The sequence below is a fragment of the Sphingomonas bisphenolicum genome (assembly GCF_024349785.1).
In the GTDB taxonomy this organism is placed as follows: domain Bacteria; phylum Pseudomonadota; class Alphaproteobacteria; order Sphingomonadales; family Sphingomonadaceae; genus Sphingobium; species Sphingobium bisphenolicum.
Map to the genome: position 1 here is coordinate 1 of NZ_AP018817.1, position 23,364 is coordinate 23,364.

General features: G+C 67.2%; 21 protein-coding genes, 1 pseudogene and 1 riboswitch. Of the genes and pseudogenes, 6 read left to right on the plus strand and 16 right to left on the minus strand.

Features of this window, described 5'->3' with window-relative positions; genetic code table 11:
• Positions 1 to 11 precede the first annotated feature (11 nt).
• Positions 12 to 728, minus strand: a complete 717-nt coding sequence (locus SBA_RS00005; RefSeq protein WP_261935457.1) for a DUF4230 domain-containing protein — start codon at positions 726 to 728, stop codon at positions 12 to 14.
• On the minus strand, positions 713 to 1,591 hold the full coding sequence (locus SBA_RS00010; protein ID WP_261935458.1) for an MBL fold metallo-hydrolase: 879 nt from the start codon (positions 1,589 to 1,591) through the stop codon (positions 713 to 715). The genes SBA_RS00005 and SBA_RS00010 overlap by 16 nt, the downstream gene beginning before the upstream one ends.
• A 388-nt stretch (positions 1,592 to 1,979) precedes the next feature.
• On the opposite strand from SBA_RS00010, the gene SBA_RS00015 reads away from it, so the two are divergent.
• Together SBA_RS00015 and SBA_RS00020 are read left to right on the plus strand one after the other, a co-directional pair.
• Entirely contained in the window at positions 1,980 to 2,870 is an 891-nt protein-coding gene (locus tag SBA_RS00015) for a tyrosine recombinase XerC (RefSeq protein ID WP_066605681.1), read from the plus strand.
• Positions 2,871 to 2,937: 67 nt separating this feature from the next.
• Entirely contained in the window at positions 2,938 to 3,228 is a 291-nt protein-coding gene (locus SBA_RS00020; RefSeq protein WP_261935459.1) for a hypothetical protein, read from the plus strand.
• Positions 3,229 to 3,231: 3 nt separating this feature from the next.
• On the opposite strand, the gene SBA_RS00025 is transcribed toward SBA_RS00020, so the two are convergent.
• From SBA_RS00025 to rsmI, 4 genes and pseudogenes are all read right to left on the minus strand, one after another.
• Positions 3,232 to 3,831 (minus strand): DedA family protein, encoded by a 600-nt coding sequence (locus tag SBA_RS00025; RefSeq protein ID WP_224549671.1) that lies wholly within the window; start codon positions 3,829 to 3,831, stop codon positions 3,232 to 3,234.
• A gap of 117 nt (positions 3,832 to 3,948) precedes the next feature.
• Positions 3,949 to 4,922, minus strand: a pseudogene (gene gshB / locus SBA_RS00030) (glutathione synthase).
• Positions 4,923 to 5,066: 144 nt separating this feature from the next.
• Positions 5,067 to 5,420: a YraN family protein gene (locus SBA_RS00035; RefSeq protein ID WP_261935460.1), complete on the minus strand. Its 354-nt coding sequence runs from the start codon at positions 5,418 to 5,420 to the stop codon at positions 5,067 to 5,069.
• Positions 5,417 to 6,259 (minus strand): 16S rRNA (cytidine(1402)-2'-O)-methyltransferase, encoded by an 843-nt coding sequence (gene rsmI / locus SBA_RS00040; RefSeq protein WP_261935461.1) that lies wholly within the window; start codon positions 6,257 to 6,259, stop codon positions 5,417 to 5,419. Before rsmI ends, SBA_RS00035 begins: the two co-directional genes overlap by 4 nt.
• A gap of 11 nt (positions 6,260 to 6,270) precedes the next feature.
• Here rsmI and SBA_RS00045 point away from each other — a divergent pair, with 11 nt between their 5' ends.
• Complete coding sequence (locus tag SBA_RS00045) at positions 6,271 to 7,476, plus strand: penicillin-binding protein activator (RefSeq protein WP_390902356.1); 1,206 nt, start codon at positions 6,271 to 6,273, stop codon at positions 7,474 to 7,476.
• A 24-nt stretch (positions 7,477 to 7,500) separates the two neighbouring features.
• Here SBA_RS00045 and SBA_RS00050 read toward each other — a convergent pair whose 3' ends face one another.
• Both SBA_RS00050 and SBA_RS00055 read right to left on the minus strand, forming a co-directional pair.
• Positions 7,501 to 8,277: an ABC transporter ATP-binding protein gene (locus SBA_RS00050; protein WP_261935462.1), complete on the minus strand. Its 777-nt coding sequence runs from the start codon at positions 8,275 to 8,277 to the stop codon at positions 7,501 to 7,503.
• Positions 8,271 to 9,269 carry a FecCD family ABC transporter permease gene (locus SBA_RS00055; protein WP_261935463.1) on the minus strand — a complete coding sequence of 333 codons (999 nt, stop codon included), beginning with the start codon at positions 9,267 to 9,269 and terminating at the stop codon, positions 8,271 to 8,273. The genes SBA_RS00050 and SBA_RS00055 overlap by 7 nt, the downstream gene beginning before the upstream one ends.
• A 38-nt stretch (positions 9,270 to 9,307) precedes the next feature.
• Here SBA_RS00055 and SBA_RS00060 point away from each other — a divergent pair, with 38 nt between their 5' ends.
• Positions 9,308 to 10,117, plus strand: coding sequence for an ABC transporter substrate-binding protein (locus SBA_RS00060; protein WP_261935464.1), 810 nt, complete (start codon positions 9,308 to 9,310; stop codon positions 10,115 to 10,117).
• A 36-nt stretch (positions 10,118 to 10,153) separates the two neighbouring features.
• On the opposite strand, the gene SBA_RS00065 is transcribed toward SBA_RS00060, so the two are convergent.
• From SBA_RS00065 to SBA_RS00095, 7 genes are all read right to left on the minus strand, one after another.
• The gene (locus tag SBA_RS00065; RefSeq protein ID WP_261935465.1) at positions 10,154 to 11,992 is read right to left on the minus strand and encodes a TonB-dependent receptor plug domain-containing protein; all 1,839 of its coding nucleotides are present in this window, start codon (positions 11,990 to 11,992) and stop codon (positions 10,154 to 10,156) included.
• A gap of 165 nt (positions 11,993 to 12,157) precedes the next feature.
• Positions 12,158 to 12,371, minus strand: a riboswitch (cobalamin riboswitch).
• Between the two features lie 69 nt (positions 12,372 to 12,440).
• Positions 12,441 to 13,238: a formate dehydrogenase accessory sulfurtransferase FdhD gene (gene fdhD, locus SBA_RS00070; protein WP_261936645.1), complete on the minus strand. Its 798-nt coding sequence runs from the start codon at positions 13,236 to 13,238 to the stop codon at positions 12,441 to 12,443.
• Positions 13,239 to 13,269: 31 nt separating this feature from the next.
• Positions 13,270 to 13,575, minus strand: a complete 306-nt coding sequence (locus SBA_RS00075; RefSeq protein ID WP_261935466.1) for a formate dehydrogenase subunit delta — start codon at positions 13,573 to 13,575, stop codon at positions 13,270 to 13,272.
• Positions 13,576 to 13,585: 10 nt separating this feature from the next.
• A complete protein-coding gene (gene fdhF / locus SBA_RS00080) occupies positions 13,586 to 16,432 on the minus strand; it encodes a formate dehydrogenase subunit alpha (RefSeq protein WP_261935467.1) in 2,847 nt (948 codons plus the stop codon).
• On the minus strand, positions 16,429 to 18,015 hold the full coding sequence (locus SBA_RS00085; protein ID WP_261935468.1) for a formate dehydrogenase beta subunit: 1,587 nt from the start codon (positions 18,013 to 18,015) through the stop codon (positions 16,429 to 16,431). The genes fdhF and SBA_RS00085 overlap by 4 nt, the downstream gene beginning before the upstream one ends.
• Positions 18,012 to 18,464, minus strand: coding sequence for an NAD(P)H-dependent oxidoreductase subunit E (locus SBA_RS00090; RefSeq protein WP_261935469.1), 453 nt, complete (start codon positions 18,462 to 18,464; stop codon positions 18,012 to 18,014). The genes SBA_RS00085 and SBA_RS00090 overlap by 4 nt, the downstream gene beginning before the upstream one ends.
• Positions 18,465 to 18,561: 97 nt before the next feature.
• A complete protein-coding gene (locus SBA_RS00095; RefSeq protein ID WP_261935470.1) occupies positions 18,562 to 19,464 on the minus strand; it encodes a LysR family transcriptional regulator in 903 nt (300 codons plus the stop codon).
• 40 nt (positions 19,465 to 19,504) lie between these two features.
• Between SBA_RS00095 and mobA the strand changes: the two genes are divergently transcribed.
• Both mobA and SBA_RS00105 read left to right on the plus strand, forming a co-directional pair.
• Positions 19,505 to 20,047, plus strand: a complete 543-nt coding sequence (gene mobA, locus SBA_RS00100; RefSeq protein WP_261935471.1) for a molybdenum cofactor guanylyltransferase — start codon at positions 19,505 to 19,507, stop codon at positions 20,045 to 20,047.
• 186 nt (positions 20,048 to 20,233) lie between these two features.
• The gene (locus SBA_RS00105; RefSeq protein WP_261935472.1) at positions 20,234 to 21,817 is read left to right on the plus strand and encodes an ABC-F family ATP-binding cassette domain-containing protein; all 1,584 of its coding nucleotides are present in this window, start codon (positions 20,234 to 20,236) and stop codon (positions 21,815 to 21,817) included.
• 3 nt (positions 21,818 to 21,820) lie between these two features.
• On the opposite strand, the gene SBA_RS00110 is transcribed toward SBA_RS00105, so the two are convergent.
• Complete coding sequence (locus tag SBA_RS00110) at positions 21,821 to 23,350, minus strand: DHA2 family efflux MFS transporter permease subunit (protein WP_224549646.1); 1,530 nt, start codon at positions 23,348 to 23,350, stop codon at positions 21,821 to 21,823.
• Between the last annotated feature and the right edge of the window lie 14 nt (positions 23,351 to 23,364).

The following is a 23,364-nucleotide window of genomic DNA, read 5'->3' on the forward strand; positions in this document are numbered from 1 at the left end:
CCCTAGCGCTGCTACCGCCTGTTGGCCAGTACCTCGTTGATCGGTGTGGTGACGTCCCACTGGTCCTCGCTGCGCCGCTCGGCCGGAAAGGTGACGATCACCCGCGCATCGCCAAAGCCCATCGCGGCCAGCGGCGCACTCATGATCTTGCTCACCGCGCCGCGCCCATATTCACGCGCCTGCGCCATGCGTTCGGGCGAGCGCGCCGACGCCTCCGCCCGCGCCTGCGCATGGACGGACACTTTCCGGCTGAGGGCCTCGCCCGCCGCCCGCGTCACGAACAGGCCGCTGGTGCGCACCAGCGTCCGGCGCGCCTCGTCGACATTGGGCTTGTCCGGCGTCACATCGGGCGCATTGACGATCAGCGTGCGGCTCTTCTCGTTCCACTCCAGGTCGCGCGCACTAAGCCCCGAAAGGTCGACGAAATAATCGACCGAATAGGGCATCTTCACCAGCTGATCGGATTTCAGCCAGCCAAAGCCGCGCACATCCTGCGCCGTGCTCTGGACCGTGCCGTTCAGCCGCGACACGCGCAAATCGCTGGCGCCCGCGATCTTCTCCGCGATGATCTTCGTCACCGCCGACCCGTCATCCTCGACCGCGACCACATAGTCGCGATCATAGCGCTGCCACCCGACCAGCATCGCCGCCCCCACGAACAGGATCAGCAGCGCGCCAAGGATCGGCCCGGCATAGCGTTGCCATGGGCGCCTCAGCGCATCTGCCATCGCCCATCCTCCAGCGGTGCGGCCAGCCCCCGGCCGTCCAGATCGATCAGATGCGCCAGCACCGATCGCCCCGCCGCGCCATAGAGGCGCGGATCGACGCCCTTGTACATTTCAGCCACCATATCAGGGATCGCACTGTCGCCGTTGCGCGCCAGAAAGCGCAAAATCTGCCCCTCGCGCTGCTTGCGATGGCCCATCATGCCGCGCACCAGCCGCTGCGGGTTTTCGATCGGCTCGCCATGGGCGGGATAATAGATACGGTCGTCCCGTTCCAGCAGCCGCTGCATCGATCGCATATAGGCGCTCATGTCGCCATCGGGCGGCGAGATCACGCTGGTCGACCAGCCCATCACATGGTCGCCGGTGAAGAGCACATTCTCCTCCAGCAAGGCGAAGCAGAGATGGTTGGACGTATGCCCCGGCGTCGCCACCGCCTCCAGCGTCCAGCCCGGCCCGCTGACCTGCTCGCCATCGGCCAGCACGCGATCGGGCCGATAATCCGCGTCGAAGGCGGCGTCCGCCCGCGGCCCGTCATCGTCCAGCGTCAGCGGCGCGCAGCCGATCACCGGCGCGCCGGTCATCGCGCTGAGCGGCCGCGCGGCCGGGCTATGGTCGCGATGGGTATGGGTGCATAATATCGCCACCACCGGGCGTCCGGCAATGGCCGCGGTCAGCGCGGCGAGATGATCGGGGTCCGCCGGGCCGGGATCGATCACCGCCACCGCATCCATGCCCACGACATAGGTCTGCGTGCCGGTATAGGTGAAGGGCGACGGATTGGGCGCCAGCAACCGCGCCACCAGCGGAGACAGCGACATCAGGACGCCGGTCGGCAGGTCGGCCGGATCGAAAGGTGTTGCCATGCATCCCATGTGCCCATTTATGCGCGGATTTCAAGGGCGACTGCTAGGCAGCAGGTGAGACAGGCGCTTGGTCTGAAAGCCACCAGACATTGGAATGGATTACACCGTCATCCCGGGCTTGACCCGGGATCCCGCTTCTTCATTTCCTTCGCTTACTCAGTAGCTTGAAGAATAGCGGGATCCCGGCTCAAGGCCGGGATGACGAAATGACGAATGACCGCAACCCACCCATTAATCTGTCCTACCGATCCCTGCTCTGGTAAACACGACGCATGTCCATCACGCGCATCTCTGCTTTCCAGCTCACCTCGCAACAATATGTCCAACGCCTGTTCCAAAATGTCGAAACCGGCGGGAAATGTGCGAAGTTAAGTGCGGCGTCTCCGAAATGACCCCCGCCCTTTCCGAACGCTGGCGCCAGCATCTCGCGCTCGACCGTCGGCGCTCCGTCCACACCGTCCGCGCCTATGTCGCCACCGCCGAGCGGCTGATCGCCTTCCTCGAACAGCATCGCGGCGAAGGCGTCAGCCCCGCCACGCTCGCGCACATCGATCAGGCCGAACTGCGCGCCTTCCTCGCCAGCCGGCGGACGGACGGCATCGGCAATCTCTCCGCCGCCCGCGAACTCTCCGCCGTGCGCGGCTTCCTCAGGTTCGTCGGTGGCGACGACGCCCGCGTGCCGCTGCTCAAGGGGCCGAGGGTCAAGCGCGGCCTCCCCCGCCCCATCTCTCCCGACGAAGCCGTCGCGCTGGCGCAGGACATCGCCGAGACGGCCCGCGAAGGCTGGATCGGCGCGCGCGACTGGGCGGTGCTGCTGCTGCTCTATGGCGCAGGCCTGCGCATCGGCGAGGCGATGGGCCTGCATGGCGACATATTGCCGCTGGGCGACACGCTGCGCGTCACCGGCAAGCGGGGCAAGACCCGCATCGTGCCCCTGCTGCCGCAGGTGCGCGCCGCGATCGACGCCTATGTCGACGCCTGCCCCTATCCGCCCGCCCGCGACCAGCCGCTGTTCCGCGGCGCGCGCGGCGGGCCGCTTTCCCCCGCGCTCATCCGCCGCGCGGTGCAGGGCGCGCGAGGGCGGCTGGGCCTGTCGGACCGGACGACGCCCCACGCGCTGCGCCACAGTTTCGCCACCCACCTGCTGGGCCGCGGCGCGGACCTGCGCTCCTTGCAGGAGCTATTGGGCCATGCCAGCCTGTCCTCGACGCAGGTCTACACCCAGGTCGATGCCGCGCACCTGCTCGACATCTATCGCAACGCCCATCCCAGGGCGTGAAAGGGCCACGATAGCGCCGCATTTCCCGACCAGCCTGCATCGCTTCTCCATGGCGAGGGAAAATGCGATGATGCTGCGTCTGGTCCTGGCATTGCAGAGCGTCGGCGCCACCGACATTCCGCCCGACTTCGACCTGAAGCGGGTCAAGCCTTCGCCCAACACCAATGCCATCATCGTCACCGCCCGCAAGCCGAGCCAGCGGGTCGATCGCGAACCGCTGAGCATCGAGCCGCCGCTCGGTCGGGCGGAGATCGGCCTGTTCGGCGACGTGAAGGCGAACCTCCATGTCGAAAGCCAGGGCTTCGGCAACGGCACCACCTCCCAGCGGGTGATGGTGGGGGTGAAGATTCCGTTCTGAACCTCAGCCCTTGGGCCGCCAGGTCGCGAGCCGCCAGAGATAGAGGATCACCGCGCCCACCACGCAGGCGGTCGCCACCGGGCCGATATAATGGTCGATGTCCCGGAAATTCTGCCCCAGCACATAGCCGGCATAAGCCAGGATGACATTCCAGATCAGCGCCCCGCCCATCGTCCACAACAGGAAGCGGACATGCCCCATGCGGAACAGCCCCGCGGGCAGCGATATCATCGTGCGGAAGGCGGGCATGAAACGAAAGACGAAGACGACGATCTGGCCATATTTGCCGAACAGTCGGTCGAGCGCCTCGACATCGCGCCACTCCAGCGTCGCCCAGCGGCCGAAGCGATCGACCAAGGGTTTCAGACGCTCGAAGCCCAGCACATGGCCGACCAGATACCAGAAATAATTGCCGATCGTGGTGCCGATCGTGCCGGCCAGCAGCAGCCAGCCCATGTCCATCCGCCCCTGCCCGACGCGGATGCCGCCAATCCCCATGATGAGTTCGGACGGGATCGGCGGAAAGACATTTTCCAGGATCATCAGGAAGAAGATGCCCCAATAGCCGCCCGCATCGATCAGGCGGAGAACCCAGTCGGTCATCCTCGATATATCCACGCCGTCATCCCAGCGCCGGCTGGGATCTCACTTTTCTGATCAACGCTCCAGGAAGAAGAGAGATGCCAGCCTGCGCCAGCAGGACGAAAATAAGGCATCCCATCAAGCCGCCGCCCGCGCCGCCAGCCGGGCGTCTATCGCGTCCCAGATCAGGCCGCCGGTGTCGGTGCCGTCGAACGCGTCGATCGACACGATGCCGGTCGGCGAGGTGACGTTGATCTCGGTCAGCCACTCGCCACCGATCACGTCGATGCCCACGAACAGCAGCCCGCGGGCCTTGAGTTCCGGCCCCATGGCCGCGCAGATTTCGCGCTCCCTGTCGGTCAGCTCCGTCTTCGCCGCCGATCCGCCCACGGCCAGGTTCGAGCGAATCTCGCCCGCACCCGGAATACGGTTGACCGCACCCGCGACCTCGCCGTCGATCAGCACGATGCGCTTGTCGCCCTGCGCGACGCCGGGAATGAAGGCTTGCACCATGAACGGCTCGACCCAGGACGCGTTGAACAATTCCACCAGTGACGACAGGTTCGCGCCGTTGCTGCCGACGTGGAACACGGCCACGCCGCCATTGCCGTACAGCGGCTTGACCACGATCTCGCCATGCTCCGCCAGGAAGCTCTTCACCTGCGCCAGATCGCGGGTGATCATCGTGGGCGGCATGAAGCGCGCATAATCGAGCACGAACAGCTTTTCGGGTGCATTGCGGACGCTGGCCGGGTCGTTCACCACCAGCGTTTCCGCCTGCACCCGCTCCAGCAAATGGGTGGCCGTGATGTAGCTGAGGTCAAAGGGCGGATCCTGCCGCATCCACACGACATCGACGTCGCGGCCCAGGTCCAGCAACTCCGGTTCTCCGAAGGCGAAATGATCGCCCTGCACCTTCTGCACCTTGACCGGGCGCGCCTTGGCCAGCACCCGGCCATCGCGGAAGGTCAGGTCCGGCGCCAGATAATGATAGAGCCGATGCCCCCGCGCCTGCGCCGCCAGCATGATGTGGAAGGTCGAATCCCCCCGATCTTGATGCCCTCCATCGGGTCCATCTGCACGGCGACGGTCAGGGGGTTGAGTTCGGTCATGCGCGTCATTCCCTTAAACCGTTCGGTTCGAGCAGCTTCGAGCTTGTCGAGAAGCGCCCGTCGAGAACCCTTTCTCGACTGCGGTTCTCAGCTTCGCTCGAACCTCCGCTCGACACGAACGGGATTGATGGATGGGGCGGGCCTTCACCCCCCATGCCAGACATTGGCCAGATGGCGCGGCGCACGCCCCGGCGCAAGGAGGATGACGTCGATTCGCATGTCGTCCCCCGGTTTCGCCAGTTCGTGCCACAATATTTCCGCCGCCTTCGCCACTCGCGCCAGCCGCCGCTCGTCGATCGCCAGGTCCAGTTCCGCCGCGCTGCCCCGCGCCTTCACCTCGACGAAGGCCAGCATCGCGCCCCGCCGCGCGACCAGATCGACCTCGCCCGCCGCCGTGCGCATCCGGCGACCCACGATCTGCCAGCCCTTCAGCCGCAGCCACCAGGCGGCGATGCGTTCGGCCTGCCGCCCGCGCTTCTCCGCCGCCGCTCTCGTCACCCCTTCAATTCCGTCGCCCGGTCATAGAGCGTCCGCCGGTCCAGCCCCAATTTCTTCGCGACCTCGCCCGCCGCCTTGGACACCGACAGCCGGGTCAGCGCCTCCCGCAACGCCGCGTCGGCGTCCTCCGCGCTGGCGGGCGGCGCTTCGCCCGGCGGGCCGACGGTGACGACGATCTCGCCCTTGGGCGGCGCATCGGCATAGCGGGCGGACAGTTCGGACAGCGTACCGCAGGCGGTTTCCTCGAACGTCTTGCTGATCTCGCGACTCACCGCCGCCTCGCGATCGCCCAGATGCGCGGCCATGGCCGACAGGCTTTCCGACAGGCGCGGCCCGCTTTCGTAGAAGACCAACGTCGCGCGCACGGCCGCCACCTCGTCCAGCGTATCGCCCCGTGCCTTCGCCTTGCTCGGTAAAAAGCCCATGAACAGGAAACGGTCGGTCGGCAGCCCCGACAGGGTCAGCGCCGCGATCGCTGCGCTCGGCCCCGGCAGGGTCGTGATCCGCCGCCTCGCCGCCCGCGCGTCGCGCACCAGCTTGTAGCCCGGATCAGAAATCAGCGGCGTCCCCGCGTCCGACAGCAAGGCCACCGATTCGCCCGCCATCCGTTCGACCAGCCGCTGGCGGACATTTTCGGCGCTATGGTCGTGATAGGGGACCATGGGCCGGTCCGATCCGGCATGGCGCAGCAAGCGTGCGCTCACCCGTGTATCTTCCACGGCGACCACATCGGCCAGTCGCAGGACTTCCGCCCCACGCGGCGTAAGGTCACCAAGGTTGCCGATCGGCCCCGCAACGATATAAAGCCCAGGCTCTAGCCCAGAATGTTGAGTTTCCATAAGGACGCCAGATGACAGAGACGGATGCCCCCCGGCAAGCAAATGTGTTCGCTGCCGTGAAGCGCGGCGCGCGTTGCGCCTTCATGGGGGCGGCCCTGTTCCTCGCCGCCTGTCAATCGATCGTGCCGAAGGGGCCGGCGCCCACCACCCCCACCCGCCCGACCCAGCCGACCGGGCCGGAGGTCGTGCAGGGCCTGCCGACCGACGCCACCCGCCATCGCGTCGCGCTGCTCGTGCCGATGAGCGGCCCCAATGCGGGCGTCGGCCAATCGATCGCCAACGCCACCACGCTGGCGCTGATGGACACCCGGACCGACAAGGTCCGGATCACCACCTATGACACCGCGCTCGGCGCGGCGGCGGCGGTGAACAGGGCGTTGGCCGATGGCAACCGCCTGATCCTGGGGCCGTTGCTGGCGGAGGACGCCCGCGTGATCGGACCGATCGCCGCGCGCGCCAATGTGCCGGTCATCAGCTTCTCCAACGACGCCAGCATCGCGGGCAGCGGCGTCTATGTGCTGGGCTACAACACCGCCCAGTCGATCGACCGCGTCGTCGACTTCGCCAAGGGCAAGGGCCTGTCGCGCTTCGGCGCGCTGGTGCCGCGCGGCACCTATGGCGAACGGGCGGGCAATGCATTGCTGCGCGCGGTCGAGCAGGCCGGCGGCACCGTCGTCTCCATGCAGACGTTCGACCGGACTCCTGCCTCCATCACCGCTGCGGTCAGGAAATTGCAGGCCTCCTCCAGCTATGATGCGCTGCTGATCGCCGACAGCGGCCGCGTCGCACTCCAGGTCGCGCCGATCGTGCGGAAGAATGGCGGCGTCACCGCGCGGCTGCTCGGCACCGAATTATGGAATACGGAAGGCACGCTGGCCGCCAGCCCCGTGCTGCGTGGCGCCTGGTTCGCCAGTGTCTCCGACACGCTCTACCGCCAGCTCGCGACCAAATATCGCGCCCGCTACGGCGCATCCCCCTTCCGCCTGTCCTCGCTCGGCTATGATTCGGTGCTGCTGACGGTGCGGATCGCGCAGGACTGGAAGCCCGGATCGCCCTTCCCCGCCGCGCGGCTGCGCGACGCAGGCGGCTTTTCCGGCATCGACGGCGCCTTCCGCTTCAACCGCGCCGGCGTCGCCGAACGCGCGCTGGAAGTCAGCGAAGTCGGCGCCGGCGCCATCACCGTGGCCGATCCGGCCCCACGCGGCTTCGGCGAGTAATTCCGCCCCTGCCGGCGGGGTGGATCAGGACACCCGCCCCACCGGCAGGATCAGCGGCGCGTCGCCGTCCCGCTCGATCCGCGCCGTCACGCCATAGACCCGCGCCAGCGCATCCGCCGTCAGCACGTCCATCGGCGCGCCATCGGCCACCAGCGCCCCGCCGTCCATCAGCAGCAGCCGGTCGCAATAGCGCGCCGCCATGCCGAGGTCGTGCAGCACCGTCACCACCAGCGCCCCGCCGCGCGCCTCGCCGCGCAGCAGGTCCATGACGTCGATCTGATGTCCAGGATCGAGCGCCGCCAGCGGCTCGTCCGCGATCAGCCCGCGCGCGCCCACCGCCAGCGCCCGCGCCAGCAGCACCCGCGCCCGCTCGCCGCCCGACAATTCGGTCGCGACCCGGCCTTTCAGGTGCAGCACGTCGGCCCGCGCCATCGCCGCCTCGATCGCCGCTTCGTCCTCTTCCGACAGGCGTGACAGCGGCCCCAGATGCGGCAGCCGCCCCAGCGCCACCAGCCGCTCGACGCTGAGCGGCCAGTGCAGCGTCTGGCCCTGCGGCAGATAGGCGACGGCACGCGCGATCGTCTGCCGGTCGAGCCGCTTCCCGTCCTGCCCATCGATCAGCACTCGCCCCGCCTGCGGCGACACCAGTCCCAGCAACGCACGGATCAACGTCGATTTGCCCGCGCCATTGGGACCGACCACGCCGACCAGCGCGCCCGGTTCCAGCGTCACGTCCACATCGCGCACCGCCGCGTGGCGACCCAGCCGCACCGTCAGCCCCTGCGCCGATATCGTCACCATAGCCGCCGCTCCCGTATCAGATGGACCAGGAAGACCGGCACGCCCAGCAGCGCCGTCACTACCCCCAGTTTCAATTCGTTGTTCGTCGGGATCAGCCTGACCCCGATATCCGCCAGCGTCAGCAGCGCCGCGCCGCCCAGCAGCGAAGGCAGCAGCACCGCCGAGGGCGACCGGTCGGTCAGCGGCCGGACCAGATGCGGCACGATCAACCCGACGAAGCCGATCGATCCCGACACCGCGACCGCGCCGCCTACGCCGATCGCCACGCCCAGCATCATGCGCAGCCGCGCAGCCGACAGATTGACGCCCAGCGCCTGCGCGCCATCCTCGCCCAAGGTCAGCGCGTCCAGCGTCCGCCCGTCCGCGATCAGCAGCGCCGCGCCCAAGACGACGCAGGGCAGCGCGATCCAGACATGGGCGTAGCTGCGATTTTCCAGACTCCCCATCAGCCAGCTCATGATTTCCATCGCAGCGAAGGGATTGGGCGACAGGTTGAGCGCCAGGCTGATCCCCGCCCCCGCCAGCGTCGCCACGGCGATGCCGGCCAGGATCAGCGTCAGCGGGCTTTCCACCGTGCCCGACAGCGCGAACAGGGTCAGGATGGCGACCAGTCCGGTCAATATGGCCAGCAGCGGCAGCACCATCGGATGCAGCTGCGCCAGCCCGAAATAGAGCGCGCAGACCGCCCCCAGCGCCGCCGCATTGGACGCGCCCAGCACCGACGGTTCGGCCAGCGGATTACGCAGATAGCCTTGCAACGCGGCGCCGGCCACGCCCAGCATCGCGCCGACGATCAGGCCCAGCAGCATCCGCGGCAGACGCAGATCCAGCACGATGGTGCGGGCGACATCGTCTCCCCCGCCGGTCAGCACCGCGCCGATCCGCCCCGGGCTGATCGCCACCGCGCCCAGCAGGACCGATCCGAACGCCGCCGCCACGACCAGCAGCAGCAGGCCGGGGATCAGCAACGGATGATGACGGCGCACGGTCATGGCTTGCCTCCTTGCCCATGCTTGATAAGGCGATGGGCATGACCAGCAGGATATTTCTGGCGGCGACCGCGCTGATCGCACTGACCGGCGCTGCCGCCCCCACGGCGCCGCGCCGCATCGTCTCGCTCAACGTCTGCGCCGACCAATATCTGCTCGCCCTCGCCGATCCCGCTCAGATTGCCGCGCTCAGCAGCAATGCGCGCGATCCCGAACTGTCCGCTACGGCGAGCAGGGCGCGCGGTTTTCGCACGCTGCGCCGTCCCGCGGAGGAAGTGCTGGCGATCCGCCCCGACCTGATCCTGGGTTTCCCGATCGGCCCGAATGCGGTGGCGGGCGCGCCGCCGGGCCAGTGGCGCACGCTCGGCCTCGCCAGCGCCGACAGCTATGGCGCGATCCTCGACCAGATCAGGCAGGTGGCGCGCGCGACCGGCCATGTCGATCGCGGCGAGGCGCTGATCGCGGCCATGAACCGCGATCTCGCCGCCCTGCCCCGTCCCAGGCGTGGCGGCGTCGCGGCCTATTATCAGCGGCGCGGCTATATGACCGGCACCGGCACGCTGATCGATGATCTTATGCGCCGCGTCGGCCTCACCAATCTCGCCGCCAAACTCGGCAAACCGCCGCTGGCGCAAGTGCCGCTGGAAGAAATGGTGGCGGCACGGCCCGACTGGCTGATCGTGGAAAGCGCCACCGACCGCGTGGTCGATCAGGGCACCGAAATGCTGCACCATCCCGCGCTCGCCGCCGTTCCGCGCATCAGCCTGCCGCAAAGCTGGACCGTGTGCGGCGGCCCCGCCTATGTGCAGGCGGCCCGCACCATCATGGCGCGACTGAACGCGCCGCGCTGAAGGGGCAGGCATCACGCCCGCCCCCTTGCCTGTCGATCAGAAGCGGACACGCACGCCGCCATAGGCAGCGCGGCCATAGGAGCCATAGCCATAGGCCGTCTGGTACGTCTCATCGAACAGATTGTCGATGCGACCATAGACTTCCAGATGCGCGCCCAGCGGCATCGAGGCCCGCACCCCGGCCAGCGCATAGCCGTCCAGCCGCCGCGTATTCGCCGCATTGTCGAAGCTGTCGCCCACCATCGTGACCGTCGCGCCGGTCGACAGGCCGAACGACCAGACATAGTCGGCCGACACGCTCACCGCATTGGCGGCGCGGCGGGCCAGGCGATTGCCGAAATCGGCCGACCCTGCCGACCGGTCGCGCGCATCGACATAGCTGTAGCTGCCGGTGACGGTCAGCGCATCGACCGGCTTCAGCGCGATCGACGCTTCCACGCCCTTGGCGCGGGTGCGGTCCAGATTGCCATAGGTGAAGGTGGCGTTATCATAATTGATCTGGTTGCGCGTATCGCGGCGGAAAGCGGTGACCGACAACATCGCCCGACCACCGTCCAGGCTCTGGTCGAACCCGACATCATAGCTTTTGGACCGTTCAGGGCGCAGCGCCGCATTGCCGCTAAAGCTGTCGTACAGTTGATAGAGCGACGGCGCCTTGAACCCTTCGCCATAGCTCAGCCGCACATTGGTCGCGCCGCCATTGGGCGAATAATTGGCGTTCGCGCCGAAGGTCGTCGCGCCGCCAAACTGGCTATGGTCGTCATGGCGCACGCCACCGGTCACGGCCAAACCAGCGAAAGGCTTGACGATCGCCAGCGCATAGACGCTGTCGATGTTGATCTTCGCGCTGGCGGTCGAACCGAAGCCGAAGAAATCATAATCCGGCCGCTCATGCTCATAGCCGAACAGCAGCTTGGCCTGGTCGACCGGCGCGTAGACGCCTTCATATTCGAAGCGCAGGTTGGTGCCCGAATAGCCATAGTCGGGGTCGGTGCCGCGCACGAAATAATAGTCGCGATCGTTGCGCATCCAGGTGACGGCGGCGCGGTTGGTCAGCTTGCCATCCAGCAGCGCCAGGTTGAGGCCCGCATAGCCGACATATTGGTCGAGCTTGCTGACGTCGCTGCTGTCGGCGGGTGCGCCGAAGAAGCTGTCATAGTCGAGGTCGGCATGGATATAATAGCCGCGCAGGTCCAGGCTCAGCATATCGGTGAAGCTGAGCTTCAACCTCGCGTTGGTCGCGATATTCTCGGTCCCGTCGCGCTCCGTCCCGCCTGCGGCCGACGAAATGCCGTCGGTGCGGAAATAGGCTGCGCCTAGGCCGCCCGCGGCGATGCCGCTGGTGCCCGACACGTCCGCCTTGGCGCTCAGCGTGTCGCTATAGCCATAATCCACCGATGCGTTCGCGCCGAAGCCCTCGGCCGGCACGCCGGTCATCAGGTTGACCACGCCGCCGATCGCCTGGCTGCCATGCACCACCGAGTTGGAACCGCGCAATATTTCGATCCGCTGGATATTGCCGGTCAGCAGCGGCCCGAAATCATAGCCGTCGCCAATGCCGCTGGGATCGTTGACCTTCACCCCGTCGATCAGCACCAAAGTCTGCGTCGTCTCCGCGCCGCGCAGCGACACGCCGGTCACGCCGCCGGTCGATCCGTTGCGGTTGAAGCGCACGCCCGGCGTCGTCGCCAGCAAATCGACCACATCGATCGCCTGGCGCGTCTTGATCGTCTCCGCGTCGATCACGGTAATCGCCTGGCCGACCTCGTCGCGCGACTGCGCAATGCCCGTGGCGGTGACGACGATCTCGTCATCCTGCGCCCATACCGGCGTCGCCACGATCAGCGCCACCAGAGAAATGCCTGTTTTCAACATATATACCCCCCGGCGCCGGTGCGACTTGGGCTGGGGCGTCCGCAATGCGGTCGGGCGGAAGCACGGGATGGCGCCATATCCCGTCCACAACCCGATGCGGCCCCGGCCGCATGGCGTCGCTCGACGGAAAAACCACCGTGCCCCGGCCATCCCCTGGACCAAAGCAAGAGCGACCAAGCGCCGGCAGGTCTCCTGGCTCGCGGGTCGCAGCACGGATGCATAGCCTTCCCGGACATGGGTCCAGTGGCCGGTCTTTCGACCATATGCATCGCACTATCCGCTTACAGTTGCAGGGACAGCCACGGAATTGGGCGCTCGCACGCCCGCACCGCATTCCCGATTAAGCCCGTTGCCGGGCACCGGCGCGATCATCTCGCAGGGGAAGCAAAGCCGCCCCCACGCCGCGCGCTCTAAGGGAAAGCGGATGCGATGCCAAGCGGCACCGGGTTTAAGCCAAAGGCCTGTTGCTCCGCAGCAACATGGCGTCCCGCCGCGCCAACACGACCAGCGGCAAGCCGGCCTCTTCCGCGCGGGCCGCCGCCAGCCGGGTCGGCGCGGAAATGGTGACGAGCAACGGGCATTGGCTCAGCACCGCCTTTTCCACCAGTTCATAGGAACAGCGCGACGACAGCAGCGCAAAACCGCCGTCCCAGTCCGCGCCAGCCCGCGCCATCGCCCCGATCAGCTTGTCGAACGCATTGTGCCGCCCGACATCCTCGCGCACCAGCCGGACGGCCCCGTCCGCCCCGACCCAGGCCGCGGCATGGGCCGCGCCAGTCGCCGCGTTCAACGGCTGGTGATCGTGCAGCGCCGCCAGCGCGCGAAAGATGGCGGCGCGGTCCGCCCGCGACGTCGTCATCACCCGCGGCAGCGGCCGGATCGCCTGCTCCAGATTCTCGATCCCGCATATGCCGCAGGAGGATTCGGACGCACGATGCCGCACCCGCTCCAGCAGCGCATCGGTGCGGTCCTGCGGCAAGGTCGCGCGGGCCACGATGCCCTGTTCAGTCCGATGGGTATCGACGTCGAACGCCGCGTCGCCCGGCCCGATCAGCCGCTCGCCCAACGCAAAGCCCAACACCAGATCGCCAATGTCGGTGGGCGTCGCCATCAGCACCGCATAGCCGATGCCGTTAAATTCGATCGCGACCGGCACTTCGTCGGCCAGCGCGCGGTCGATCGCCTGCGTCCCGCCGTCCGGGGTCAGGCGATCGAAAGTCAGCGGGCGGGCGGCGGCATCATCCATCGTCACGGCGTAGCGATGGACGGCGTGCCGCTCAACCGGCGTCGCAATGCCCGGCCTCGTCCACCGCGTTGAACTGCGCCGCATCGACGGCGGGCGCCGGCCTGCCCTGCGCCATCCGCGCCACGGCGGCTGCGACCATGGGCGACAGGCGCTCGGGCTGGTCCTGCGCGATGGCGATGATCTGCGCCTTCATCCGCGGATCCCAGAAGCGGGTCAGATGCTCGGCCAGCGCCGCTACCGCCTTCGCCTCGCCCATCATCGCCATGTTGCGGGCGATCTGGTGCGCCATATAGACCAGCCGGTCCGTGGTGGACATGACATGGGTGTCGTCGCTCATGTCCGTCATCCTATTCGGCCGCTTCCAGCGGCGCGATGCGGCGGCTGGTCCGGGCCTGCTGCGCATAATCCTGCTGCCAGTCGCTCGGCCCGTTCGACGCCATCACTTGCACCGCCGTCACCTTATATTCCGGGCAATTGGTGGCCCAGTCCGAATAGTCGGTGGTGATGACGTTCGCCTGCGTCTCGGGATGGTGGAAGGTCGTATAGACCACGCCCGGCGCAACCCGCTCGGTAATCAGCGCGCGCAGGGTCGTCTCCCCCGCCCGGCTGCGCAGCGTCACCCAGTCGCCATCCTTCAGGCCGCGATTGTCCGCATCGCTCGGATGCATTTCCAGCCGATCTTCCGGATGCCACGCCGTATTGGCGGTCCGCCGCGTCTGCGCGCCGACATTATAGTGGCTCAAAATGCGCCCGGTCGTCAGCAGCAACGGGAAGCGCGGCCCGGTCTTCTCGTCGGTCGGCACATAGTCGGTCACGACGAACTTGCCCTTGCCACGCACGAAGCCGTCGATATGCATGGTTGGCGTGCCGTCGGGCGCGGCGTCGTTGGCCGGCCATTGCAGCGATCCTTCCGCCTCCAGCCGGTCATAATGCACGCCGGCGAAGGTGGGCGTGAGCGCGGCGATCTCATCCATGATTTCGGACGGGTGGCCATAGGTCCAGCCCAAGTCCATGGCGTTGGCCACCAACTGCACGATCTCCCAATCCGCATATCCATTGAGCGGCGCCATCACCTTGCGCACCCGCTGGATGCGCCGCTCGGCATTGGTGAACGTGCCGTCCTTTTCCAGGAAGGTCGATCCGGGCAGGAAGATATGGGCGTAATTGGCGGTTTCGTTGAGGAACAGATCCTGCACCACCACGCACTCCATCGCCGCCAGCCCCGCCGCGACATGATGGGTATTGGGATCGGACTGGAGGATATCCTCGCCCTGCACGAACAGCCCCTTGAACGTCCCGTCGGTCGCGGCGTCCAGCATGTTGGGGATGCGCAATCCCGGCTCGGCGTCCAGCGCCACGCCCCATGCCCGCTCGAACAGGCTGCGCGTCGCGGTGTCGGACACATGGCGATAGCCCGAAAATTCATGCGGGAAGCTGCCCATGTCGCAGGCCCCCTGCACATTATTCTGCCCCCGCAGCGGGTTCACGCCCACGCCCTCGCGCCCGACATTGCCGGTCGCCATGGCCAGGTTGGCGATCGCCATCACGGTCGAACTGCCCTGCGAATGTTCGGTGACGCCCAACCCATAATAGATGGCGCCATTGCCGCCGGTGGCATAGAGCCGCGCCGCGGCGCGCACGTCCTGCGCCTTCACGCCGGTCAGCGGCTCGATCGCCTCGGGCGAGCGCGCCGCCTCCGACACGAAATCCGCCCAGTCGGCAAACTCGTCCCAGTCGCACCGCGCCCGAATGAAAGCCTCGTCATAGAGCTTCTCGGTCACGACCACATAGGCGATCGCGGTCAGCATCGCGACATTGGTGCCGGGTCGTAAGGGCAGATGATGTTCCGCCGCGACATGGGGAGATTGCACCAGATCGGTGCGGCGCGGATCGATGACGATCAGCTTCGCGCCCTGCCGCAAACGCTTCTTCATGCGACTGGCGAAGACCGGATGCCCATCGGTCGGATTGGCGCCGATGACGAGGATCACGTCCGCGGCCATGACGCTGTCGAAATCCTGCGTCCCCGCCGACGTGCCGAAAGTCTGGCTCAAACCATAGCCGGTCGGCGAATGGCAGACGCGCGCGCAGGTATCGACATTATTATTGCCGAACCCCTGCCGGATCAGCTTCTGGACGAGGAACGTCTCCTCATTGGTGCAGCGGCTCGACGTGATGCCGCCGATGCTGCGCGTCCCATATTTCGCCTGAATCCGGCGAAACTCGGACGCGGTATAGGCGATCGCCTCGTCCCAGGACACTTCGCTCCACGGCTCGCTGACCGACCCGCGGATCATCGGGTTCAATATCCGGTCCTGATGCTGCGCATAGCCCCAGGCGAAGCGGCCCTTGACGCAGCTATGGCCGCGATTGGCCTTGCCGTCCTTCCACGGCACCATGCGCACCAGTTCCTCGCCCCGCATTTCCGCGCGGAAGGTGCAGCCGACGCCGCAATAGGCGCAGGTGGTGACGACGGCGCGGTCGGGCGTGCCGATCTCCACCACCGCCTTTTCGATCAGGCTCGCGGTCGGGCAGGCCTGCACGCACGCGCCGCAGGACACGCATTCGGAGCCGAGGAAATCCTCGCCCTGCGACGGCGACACTTTGGACTCGAAACCCTTATTCTCGATCGTCAACGCGAACGTGCCCTGCACTTCCTCGCAGGCGCGCACGCAACGCGAACAGACGATGCATTTGCTGGGATCGAAGTCGAAATAAGGGTTCGACTGGTCCTTTACCTGCCCCATATTGGTCGCGCCGTCATAGCCATAGCGCACGTCGCGCAGGCCCACCGCGCCCGCCTGATCCTGCAATTCGCAGTCCCCGTTCGCACCGCAGGTCAGGCAATCGAGCGGATGGTCGGAGATATACAGTTCCATCACCCCACGCCGCAATTGCTTCAGCCGGTCGGTCTGCGTCCGCACCACCATGCCGTCGGCGACCGGCGTGGTGCAGGACGCGGGATAGCCGTTGCGGCCTTCGACTTCGACCAGGCAGAGGCGACACGACCCGAAACTCTCGACACTGTCGGTCGCGCACAGCTTGGGGATCGACCCGCCCGTCAGCGACGCCGCGCGCATGATGCTGGTGCCTTCGGGCAGGGTCACGCTCTGCCCGTCGATGGTCAGGGTGACGGACTTGCCCGTGGCGAGCGCCGGCGGCGTGCCATGATCGGTTTCGCGATTGAAGCTCATTCCGCTGCCTCCTTGATGGGTGCAGGCGCACCGAAATCCTCGGGGAAATAGTCGAGCGCGCTCAGCACCGGATAGGGGGTGAAGCCCCCCAACGCACATAGCGACCCATATTTCATCGTATCGGCCAGATCGCGCAGCAAAGCCGTCTGCCCCTCGATCGACACATCGATCCGGGATGGAGAGCGAGAATATAGCGCCTTCCCCAACCCCCCGTCATCCCAGCGAAGGCCGGGATCTTTCTTCTCTTCACCCCCCGGCCGTTGCGCAATGATCCGATCCATAATCTCCACCCCGCGCGTCGATCCGATCCGGCAGGGCGTGCATTTGCCGCAACTCTCCGCCGCACAGAATTCCATCGCGAAGCGCGCCATATGCGCCATGTCCACGCTATCGTCGAAAACCGTGATCCCGGCATGGCCGATCAGCCCGCCAGCCTGCGCAAAGGCTTCATAATCGAACGGCAGATGGAACATGCCGGGCGGGAAATAGGCGCCCAAAGGTCCGCCCACCTGCACCGCCCGCACCGGTCGCCCGCTCGCCGTGCCGCCACCAATCTCGTTCACCAGTTCGCCCAGCGTGATCCCGAAGCCGATCTCATACAGCCCGCCATGCTTGACATTGCCCGCCAGTTGCACCGGCATCGTGCCCCGCGACCGCCCGAACCCGACCGCCGCATAGGCCTCCGCACCTTCGCTCAGGATGAACGGCACGGCCGCCAGCGACAGCACATTGTTGATGACGGTCGGCTGGCCGAACAGCCCCTGGAGCGCCGGCAAAGGCGGCTTGGCGCGCACCTGCCCGCGCTTGCCCTCGATCGAATCGAGCAGCGCCGTTTCCTCGCCGCAGACATAGGCGCCCGCCCCCTCGCGCACCTCCAGCGTGAAGGGCGCGACGATGTGCGCCGACGCCTCGATCGCCGCGCGCATCGTCGCGATGCAAAAGGGATATTCGGAGCGGATATAGATATAGCCATGCCGCGCGCCGACCGCGTGAGCGGCAATCGCCATCCCCTCGATCAGGCAGAAGGGATCGCCCTCCATCAGCATCCGGTCGGCGAAGGTGCCGCTGTCGCCCTCGTCGGCGTTGCTGACGATAAACTTCTCGTCAGCAGGCGCGTCCAGCACCGTCTGCCACTTGATCCCGGTCGGGAAACCCGCCCCGCCGCGCCCGCGCAGGCCCGACCCTTTGACCGTATCCACCACGGCCTGTGGTGCCTGCGCCCGCGCCTTCTCCAACCCAACCCAGCCGTCCTGCGCGGCATAGTCGGTCAGGCTCAGCGGATCGATCACACCGCACCGCGCAAAGGTGAAACGCTGCTGCCCGGCGAAGAAGGGCAGTTCCGCCACTGGCCCCAGCCGCGAAGCATGGCTGCCCTCCAGCACCGCCGCCACATCATCCGGCCCGACCGGCCCAAAACCGATCCGTCCCGCGTCCGTGTCCACCTCGACCAGTGGCTCGATGCTGAACAGCCCGCGCGACCCGGTCCGCACCACCTCGCACCCGGCCTGCGCAAAGGCGCGCGCCACATCGTCCGCGCCCAGCGCCACCGACGCCATGTCGCGGCTGATAAACACGCGCATCATGCCGCCACCTCCAGCGCGATCCGCTCCAGCGCGGCCGCATCGATCCGCGCCACCGGCCGCCCGTCGACCAGCGCATTGGGGCCGATCGCGCACAGACCCAGGCAATAGACCGGCTCCAGCGCCACCTGCCCGTCGCCCCGCGTCTGGCCCATCGCCACGCCCAGCCGTCGCGCCGCCGCCGCCTCGATCGCCGCACCGCCGCGCGCCTGGCAGCTTTCCGCCCGGCACAGCTTCACCACGTGCCGCCCCGGCGCGACCCGCCGAAAATCATGGTAGAAGGTGACGACCCCATGCACATCCGCGCGGCTGAGGTTCAGCGCCTTGGCGATCGCCGGCACCCACGCGTCGTCGATATGGCCGGCCTCTTCCTGCATCGCGTGCAGCAGCGGCAATAGCCGGTCGCGCGTCGCGCCATGGCGCGCAGTCCATGCGCCGATAAATTCTTCCATTTCTACCCTGCCTTCTGGCCCGATTTTGGGTGCGATCCTGCGCCCCGGCCGTCAGCGGGTCAAATCGAAGTCGTCCATCTTTGATAGAAAAACCCTATCAGGAAATCCGGAAGCCCGATGGCAGGCGCAGGTCGCGCGCGACCCCCAGCACCGCCTGCGCCAGCGGCCCCATCGGTGCGCTGTCGGATACGATCACGCCGACCCGGCTGCCCTCGTCCGTTTCCGGCATGGCATGGGTCCGCGCCCAGTTCAGCCCGTCGAGCAAGGCCGCATGGCTGTCGGGAATGATCGAACAGAGCCGCCCCTGCTGCACCAGCCCCAGCAGCGCGACATAGCTGTCCGCCGTCACCAGCGGCCGCAGCGCCAGCCCCCGCTCGGCCAGCCGCGCGTCGAGAATCCGCCGGTTCTGCATCCCCTGATGCAGCAGGCAGAGCGGCAGGCCCGCCAGCGTCGCCCAGTCGAGCGGATCGGGCACCGCCACGCCGCCCACCGCGCTCACCAGCATCGTCCGCTCGACATAGAGCGGCACCGACAGCGTATGGGCGGGCGGCTCGAAATCCAGATAGGTCAGCCCCGCATCCAGCTCGAACGCCGCCAGTTCCCGCTCGATCTGGCGCGACGTCAACGCCCGGATCGACACGTTGAGGCCGGGATGCCGCGCCTGCATCGCCGCGACCAGGCAGCCGATGGCGGGCATCGCCGCGGGTATCGCGCCCAGCCTGAGTTCCCCTTTCAGCGGCCCGCGCGCCGTCTCCGCCGCCTGCCCCAGCGCTTCGGCCGCCGCGACCAGTTGTCGCGCCCAGGGCAAGATCGCATCCCCCTCCGCCGTCAGCCCGCCATATTTGCGGTCGCGCCGGATCAGCCGCTTGCCCAGTTGCGCCTCCAGCGTGGCGATCCCCGCCGACAGGGTCGGCTGGGACACATTGCAATGCGCCGCGGCGCGGGCAAAATGGCCTTCGCGCTCCAGCGCCAGAAAATATTCGACAAGGCGGGTCTGCATTGATTCTGCTATAGGCTTTATAGAGGGGAGCTATCAAGCGATGCACGAAGGACGGATTTTGGGCGCCATATTGGCCGGCGGCCGCTCCAGCCGCTTCGGCAGCGACAAGGCGCTGGCCCGCATGGCCGACGGCCGCACCCTGATCGATCATGCGATGGCCGGCCTTGCCCCCCATGTCGCGACGGTCGTCATTTGCGGCCGGGAAGGTGGCCTGCCGGATCGCCCCGCGCCCGACATGGGGCCGCTCGGCGGATTGAACGCGGCGCTCCATCACGCGCTGGACCATGGCTTCGCCGGGGTGCTGACCACCGGCTGCGACATGCCCTTCTACCCCGCCGCCCTGCCCGCCGCCCTGATCGGCGAGGGCGCCGCCATCCTGAAAGGACAGCAGCTGCTCGGCTGGTGGCCTGCGACGCTGTCGCCGCAACTCGACGTCCATCTGGCGGCGGATAACAACCGCTCCATCCACGGCTGGCTCGCCCGCATCGGCGCGCGCATTGTGGCGATGCCCGGCCTCGTCCTCCCGAACGTCAACCGGCCGGAGGATCTGGCGAACCTCTCCCGCGACGGCGGTCCGCGCTGACCAGCGTCTAAGCCTGTTCCACCCCCTGTCCGGCAAGGACATTTGCTGCTAAGGGTCGAGCTTCACATCTGCGATGCGCGAAAAGCTTGCGACTTTCCGCCATGATCGCCTCACCGACGAGGACCGCCGCCATGAACATCGCCCTGACCGCACAGCCCACCCGCTCTGCCTTCAGGAAAGCCGTTCATGCCTGCCATCACTCTTTCGAATCTCTGCTGGTCCACGCCTGACGGAACGCCCGTCCTTTCCGGCCTGGACTTCCGCTTCATCCCCGAACGCATCGGCCTGATCGGCCGCAACGGCGTCGGCAAATCGACGTTGCTCGCACTCATCGCAGGCGATCGGACTCCTGCGACGGGGCAGATCAGCGTCACCGGCGCTGTCGCGACCCTGCGCCAGGCGCGCGACGCCGACCCCGGCCGGACCATCGCCGATCTGTTTGGCGTCAGCGCATCCCTGGCGCTGCTCGATCGGGCGGACGCGGGCGCGGCGACGATGGACGACCTCGACCAGTGCGACTGGACCCTGCCGGGCCGCCTTGCCGACGCCCTGGCGGAGGTGGGGCTTGAGGCCGATCCCGCCACATCACTGGCGCACCTGTCCGGTGGCCAGCACACCCGCGCCGCGCTCGCCGCCGCTCTTTTCGCCCGGCCCGACTGGCTCATTCTGGACGAGCCGACCAACCATCTCGACGCCGACGGTCGCGACGCGCTCATCACTCTGCTCGGCCGCTGGCGCGGCGGAGCGATCGTCGTCAGCCACGACCGCGCGCTGCTGGAGACGATGGATGCGATCGCCGAACTGACCAGCCTCGGCATCACGCACCATGGCGGCAACTGGTCGGCCTGGCGCGCGCGCAAGGATATCGAGCTGGCCGCCGCCCATCATGCACTCGACCAGGCGCAGCGGCAGGCGTCCGACCTCGCCCGCAGGACGCAGCTCGCGACCGAGCGTCAGCAGCGCCGCGACGGCGCGGGCGCGCGGCAGGCGGCGAAGGGCGGTATGCCACGCATCCTGCTGGGCAAGCGCAAGCAGCAGGCCGAACAATCGAGCGGAGACGCGGCCCGCCGCGCCGATCAGCAGCGCGCGGAAGCGCAGGTGGCGATGACCGAAGCGCGCGCCCGAATCGAAATACTCGATCCGCTGCGTGTCTCCCTGCCTTCCGCCAATGTCCCGACCGGCCGTATGCTGCTGACGCTGGAGGCGGTCACGGCCGGCCATAATCCCGTCAACCCACCGCTATGCGATCTCAGCCTGACCATCGCCGGACCGGAGCGAATCGCCATTACAGGCCCCAATGGCGTCGGCAAATCGACCCTGCTGCACCTGATCGCGGGCCACCTCGCGCCACTGTCGGGCCGCATCCATCGCTCCGCCGACTACGCCCTGCTCGATCAGGACGCCAGCCTGCTCGATGCCGATGCCAGCATTGCCGACAATTTCGCACGCCTGCATCCCGGCGCCTCCCGCAACGCCGTCCATGCCGCGCTCGCCCGCTTCCGCTTCCGCGCCGACCTGGCGCTGCAACGGGTGGAAAGCCTGAGCGGCGGACAGAGGCTGCGCGCCGCGCTCGCCTGCGTACTGGGCGGAGAGACGTTGCCCCCGCTGCTGCTGCTGGACGAGCCGACCAACCATCTCGACCTCGATTCGATCGCCGCGATCGAACAGGGCCTCGCCGCCTATGATGGCGCGCTGCTCGTCGTCAGCCACGACCCCGCCTTCCTCGACGCGATCGGCATCACGCGGCGGATCGCCCTGCCGCTGCGCTGAGACTCAATGGGCGGCGGAGGTGTCCACAGGCCCGGTCGGGCGCGGCGCGAGCCAGACGATGATCGCGGCGCCGAACAGAATCAGCGCTGAGATGAAGAAGATATGGTCGACCGCCGTCACGATCGCCTCCTGCTCCACGATATTGGAGATGGTCTGGCGGATCTGCTCGGTGGAAAAGCCAAGGCCGCCCAACTGCGCCTGCGCATCGGCCGGTTGCAATACGCTTGCCAGCTCGTTGCGCGACACGCGCTGCGAATCGCTCCAGCCGGTCAGCACCAGCGAGGTCGCGATCGCGATCGCCATGGTGCGGACGAAATTCTGGAGACCCGCCGCCGACGCCGTTTCGCTCGGCAGCACGGATCCCAGCGTCAGCGTGGTCAGCGGAATCATGAAGAAGGGCATCGCGAAGCCCTGGATGAATTGCGGCGCCGCCATCGTCCAGAAATCAATGCCGCTGGTCCAGTGCGCGCGCCACAATGTCATCAGCCCCAGCCAGAAGACCGCGCCTGAAATCATCAGCCGCGGATCGACCTTCCCCACGAAACGCGCGGCGACAGGGGCGGTCATCAGCGCCGCCATGGCGGTGAAGGCGGTCAGGATGCCAGCCCAAGTGGCGGTATAGCCCTGCGTCATCTGCAACCATTGGGGGATGATGACGATGCCCGAAAAATAGGCGCCAAAGCACAGCGCCAGCGAAAACACGCCGGAGGTGAAGCCGATATGGCGGAACACCCGCAGATCGACGACCGGATGCTCTTCGGTCAGTTCCCAGATGATGAAGGCGAAGAAACCGATCACCGCCAGCACGCCCAGGATGACGATCATCGGATCGGCGAACCAGTCATGATCGCGACCGATGTCCAGCATGACCTGCAGGCAACCGATCCAGAAGACCAGCAGGAACAGGCCCATCTTGTCGATCGGCACCTTGGCCGTGTCGGTCTCCACCGGCCGCAGCAGCGCCTGCGCGGCAAAGACGCACATCACCGCGATCGGCAGGTTGATGAAGAAGATCCAGTGCCAGCTCCAATTGTCGCTGATATAACCGCCGATGATCGGACCCATCGCCGGGCCGAGCAGCGTCGTCATCGCCCACAGGCCCATGGCGCGGGGTCGCGCCTCCGGCGGGAAGATGCGCATCAGCAGCGTCTGCGACATCGGCATGATCGGCCCGCCGCAAATGCCCTGGCCGATGCGGCAGGCGACGATCATGCCCAGGGTCATCGACATGCCGCACAGCAGCGAGAAGATGCCGAACCCGACCATCGCGAAGGTGAACATCTTCACCACGCCGAAACGCTGCGCCAGCCAGCCGGTCAGCGGCACGCAAATGGCCTCCGCCACCGCATAGGATGTGATGATCCACGTCCCCTGGTCGGGCGATATGCCAAGATTGCCCGCAATGTGCGGCACCGAGACATTGGCGATGGTCAGGTCCAGCACAACCATGAAATTGCTCATGGCCAGCACCAGTCCCGCCAGGGTCCGGGTGCGCGGCGAGAGCCGCGAGAAGATATCGTCGTCGCTGCTCATCGCCCGAACCTTCC

Excerpts from the sequence above, each read along its gene's own strand:
- SBA_RS00020 (WP_261935459.1), top strand. The coding sequence starts at position 2,938 with ATGATGCTGCGTCTGGTCCTGGCATTGCAGAGCGTCGGCGCCACCGAC.
- SBA_RS00075 (WP_261935466.1), bottom strand. The coding sequence starts at position 13,575 with ATGAGCGACGACACCCATGTCATGTCCACCACGGACCGGCTGGTCTAT.
- mobA (WP_261935471.1), top strand. The coding sequence starts at position 19,505 with ATGCACGAAGGACGGATTTTGGGCGCCATATTGGCCGGCGGCCGCTCC.
- fdhD (WP_261936645.1), bottom strand. The coding sequence starts at position 13,238 with ATGGATGATGCCGCCGCCCGCCCGCTGACTTTCGATCGCCTGACCCCG.
- SBA_RS00010 (WP_261935458.1), bottom strand. The coding sequence starts at position 1,591 with ATGGCAACACCTTTCGATCCGGCCGACCTGCCGACCGGCGTCCTGATG.
- SBA_RS00090 (WP_261935469.1), bottom strand. The coding sequence starts at position 18,464 with ATGGAAGAATTTATCGGCGCATGGACTGCGCGCCATGGCGCGACGCGC.
- SBA_RS00095 (WP_261935470.1), bottom strand. The coding sequence starts at position 19,464 with ATGCAGACCCGCCTTGTCGAATATTTTCTGGCGCTGGAGCGCGAAGGC.
- SBA_RS00110 (WP_224549646.1), bottom strand. The coding sequence starts at position 23,350 with ATGAGCAGCGACGACGATATCTTCTCGCGGCTCTCGCCGCGCACCCGG.
- SBA_RS00045 (WP_390902356.1), top strand. The coding sequence starts at position 6,271 with ATGACAGAGACGGATGCCCCCCGGCAAGCAAATGTGTTCGCTGCCGTG.
- SBA_RS00005 (WP_261935457.1), bottom strand. The coding sequence starts at position 728 with ATGGCAGATGCGCTGAGGCGCCCATGGCAACGCTATGCCGGGCCGATC.
- SBA_RS00065 (WP_261935465.1), bottom strand. The coding sequence starts at position 11,992 with ATGTTGAAAACAGGCATTTCTCTGGTGGCGCTGATCGTGGCGACGCCG.
- SBA_RS00085 (WP_261935468.1), bottom strand. The coding sequence starts at position 18,015 with ATGATGCGCGTGTTTATCAGCCGCGACATGGCGTCGGTGGCGCTGGGC.
- SBA_RS00060 (WP_261935464.1), top strand. The coding sequence starts at position 9,308 with ATGACCAGCAGGATATTTCTGGCGGCGACCGCGCTGATCGCACTGACC.
- SBA_RS00055 (WP_261935463.1), bottom strand. The coding sequence starts at position 9,269 with ATGACCGTGCGCCGTCATCATCCGTTGCTGATCCCCGGCCTGCTGCTG.
- rsmI (WP_261935461.1), bottom strand. The coding sequence starts at position 6,259 with ATGGAAACTCAACATTCTGGGCTAGAGCCTGGGCTTTATATCGTTGCG.
- SBA_RS00105 (WP_261935472.1), top strand. The coding sequence starts at position 20,234 with ATGCCTGCCATCACTCTTTCGAATCTCTGCTGGTCCACGCCTGACGGA.
- SBA_RS00025 (WP_224549671.1), bottom strand. The coding sequence starts at position 3,831 with ATGACCGACTGGGTTCTCCGCCTGATCGATGCGGGCGGCTATTGGGGC.
- SBA_RS00050 (WP_261935462.1), bottom strand. The coding sequence starts at position 8,277 with ATGGTGACGATATCGGCGCAGGGGCTGACGGTGCGGCTGGGTCGCCAC.
- fdhF (WP_261935467.1), bottom strand. The coding sequence starts at position 16,432 with ATGAGCTTCAATCGCGAAACCGATCATGGCACGCCGCCGGCGCTCGCC.
- SBA_RS00015 (WP_066605681.1), top strand. The coding sequence starts at position 1,980 with ATGACCCCCGCCCTTTCCGAACGCTGGCGCCAGCATCTCGCGCTCGAC.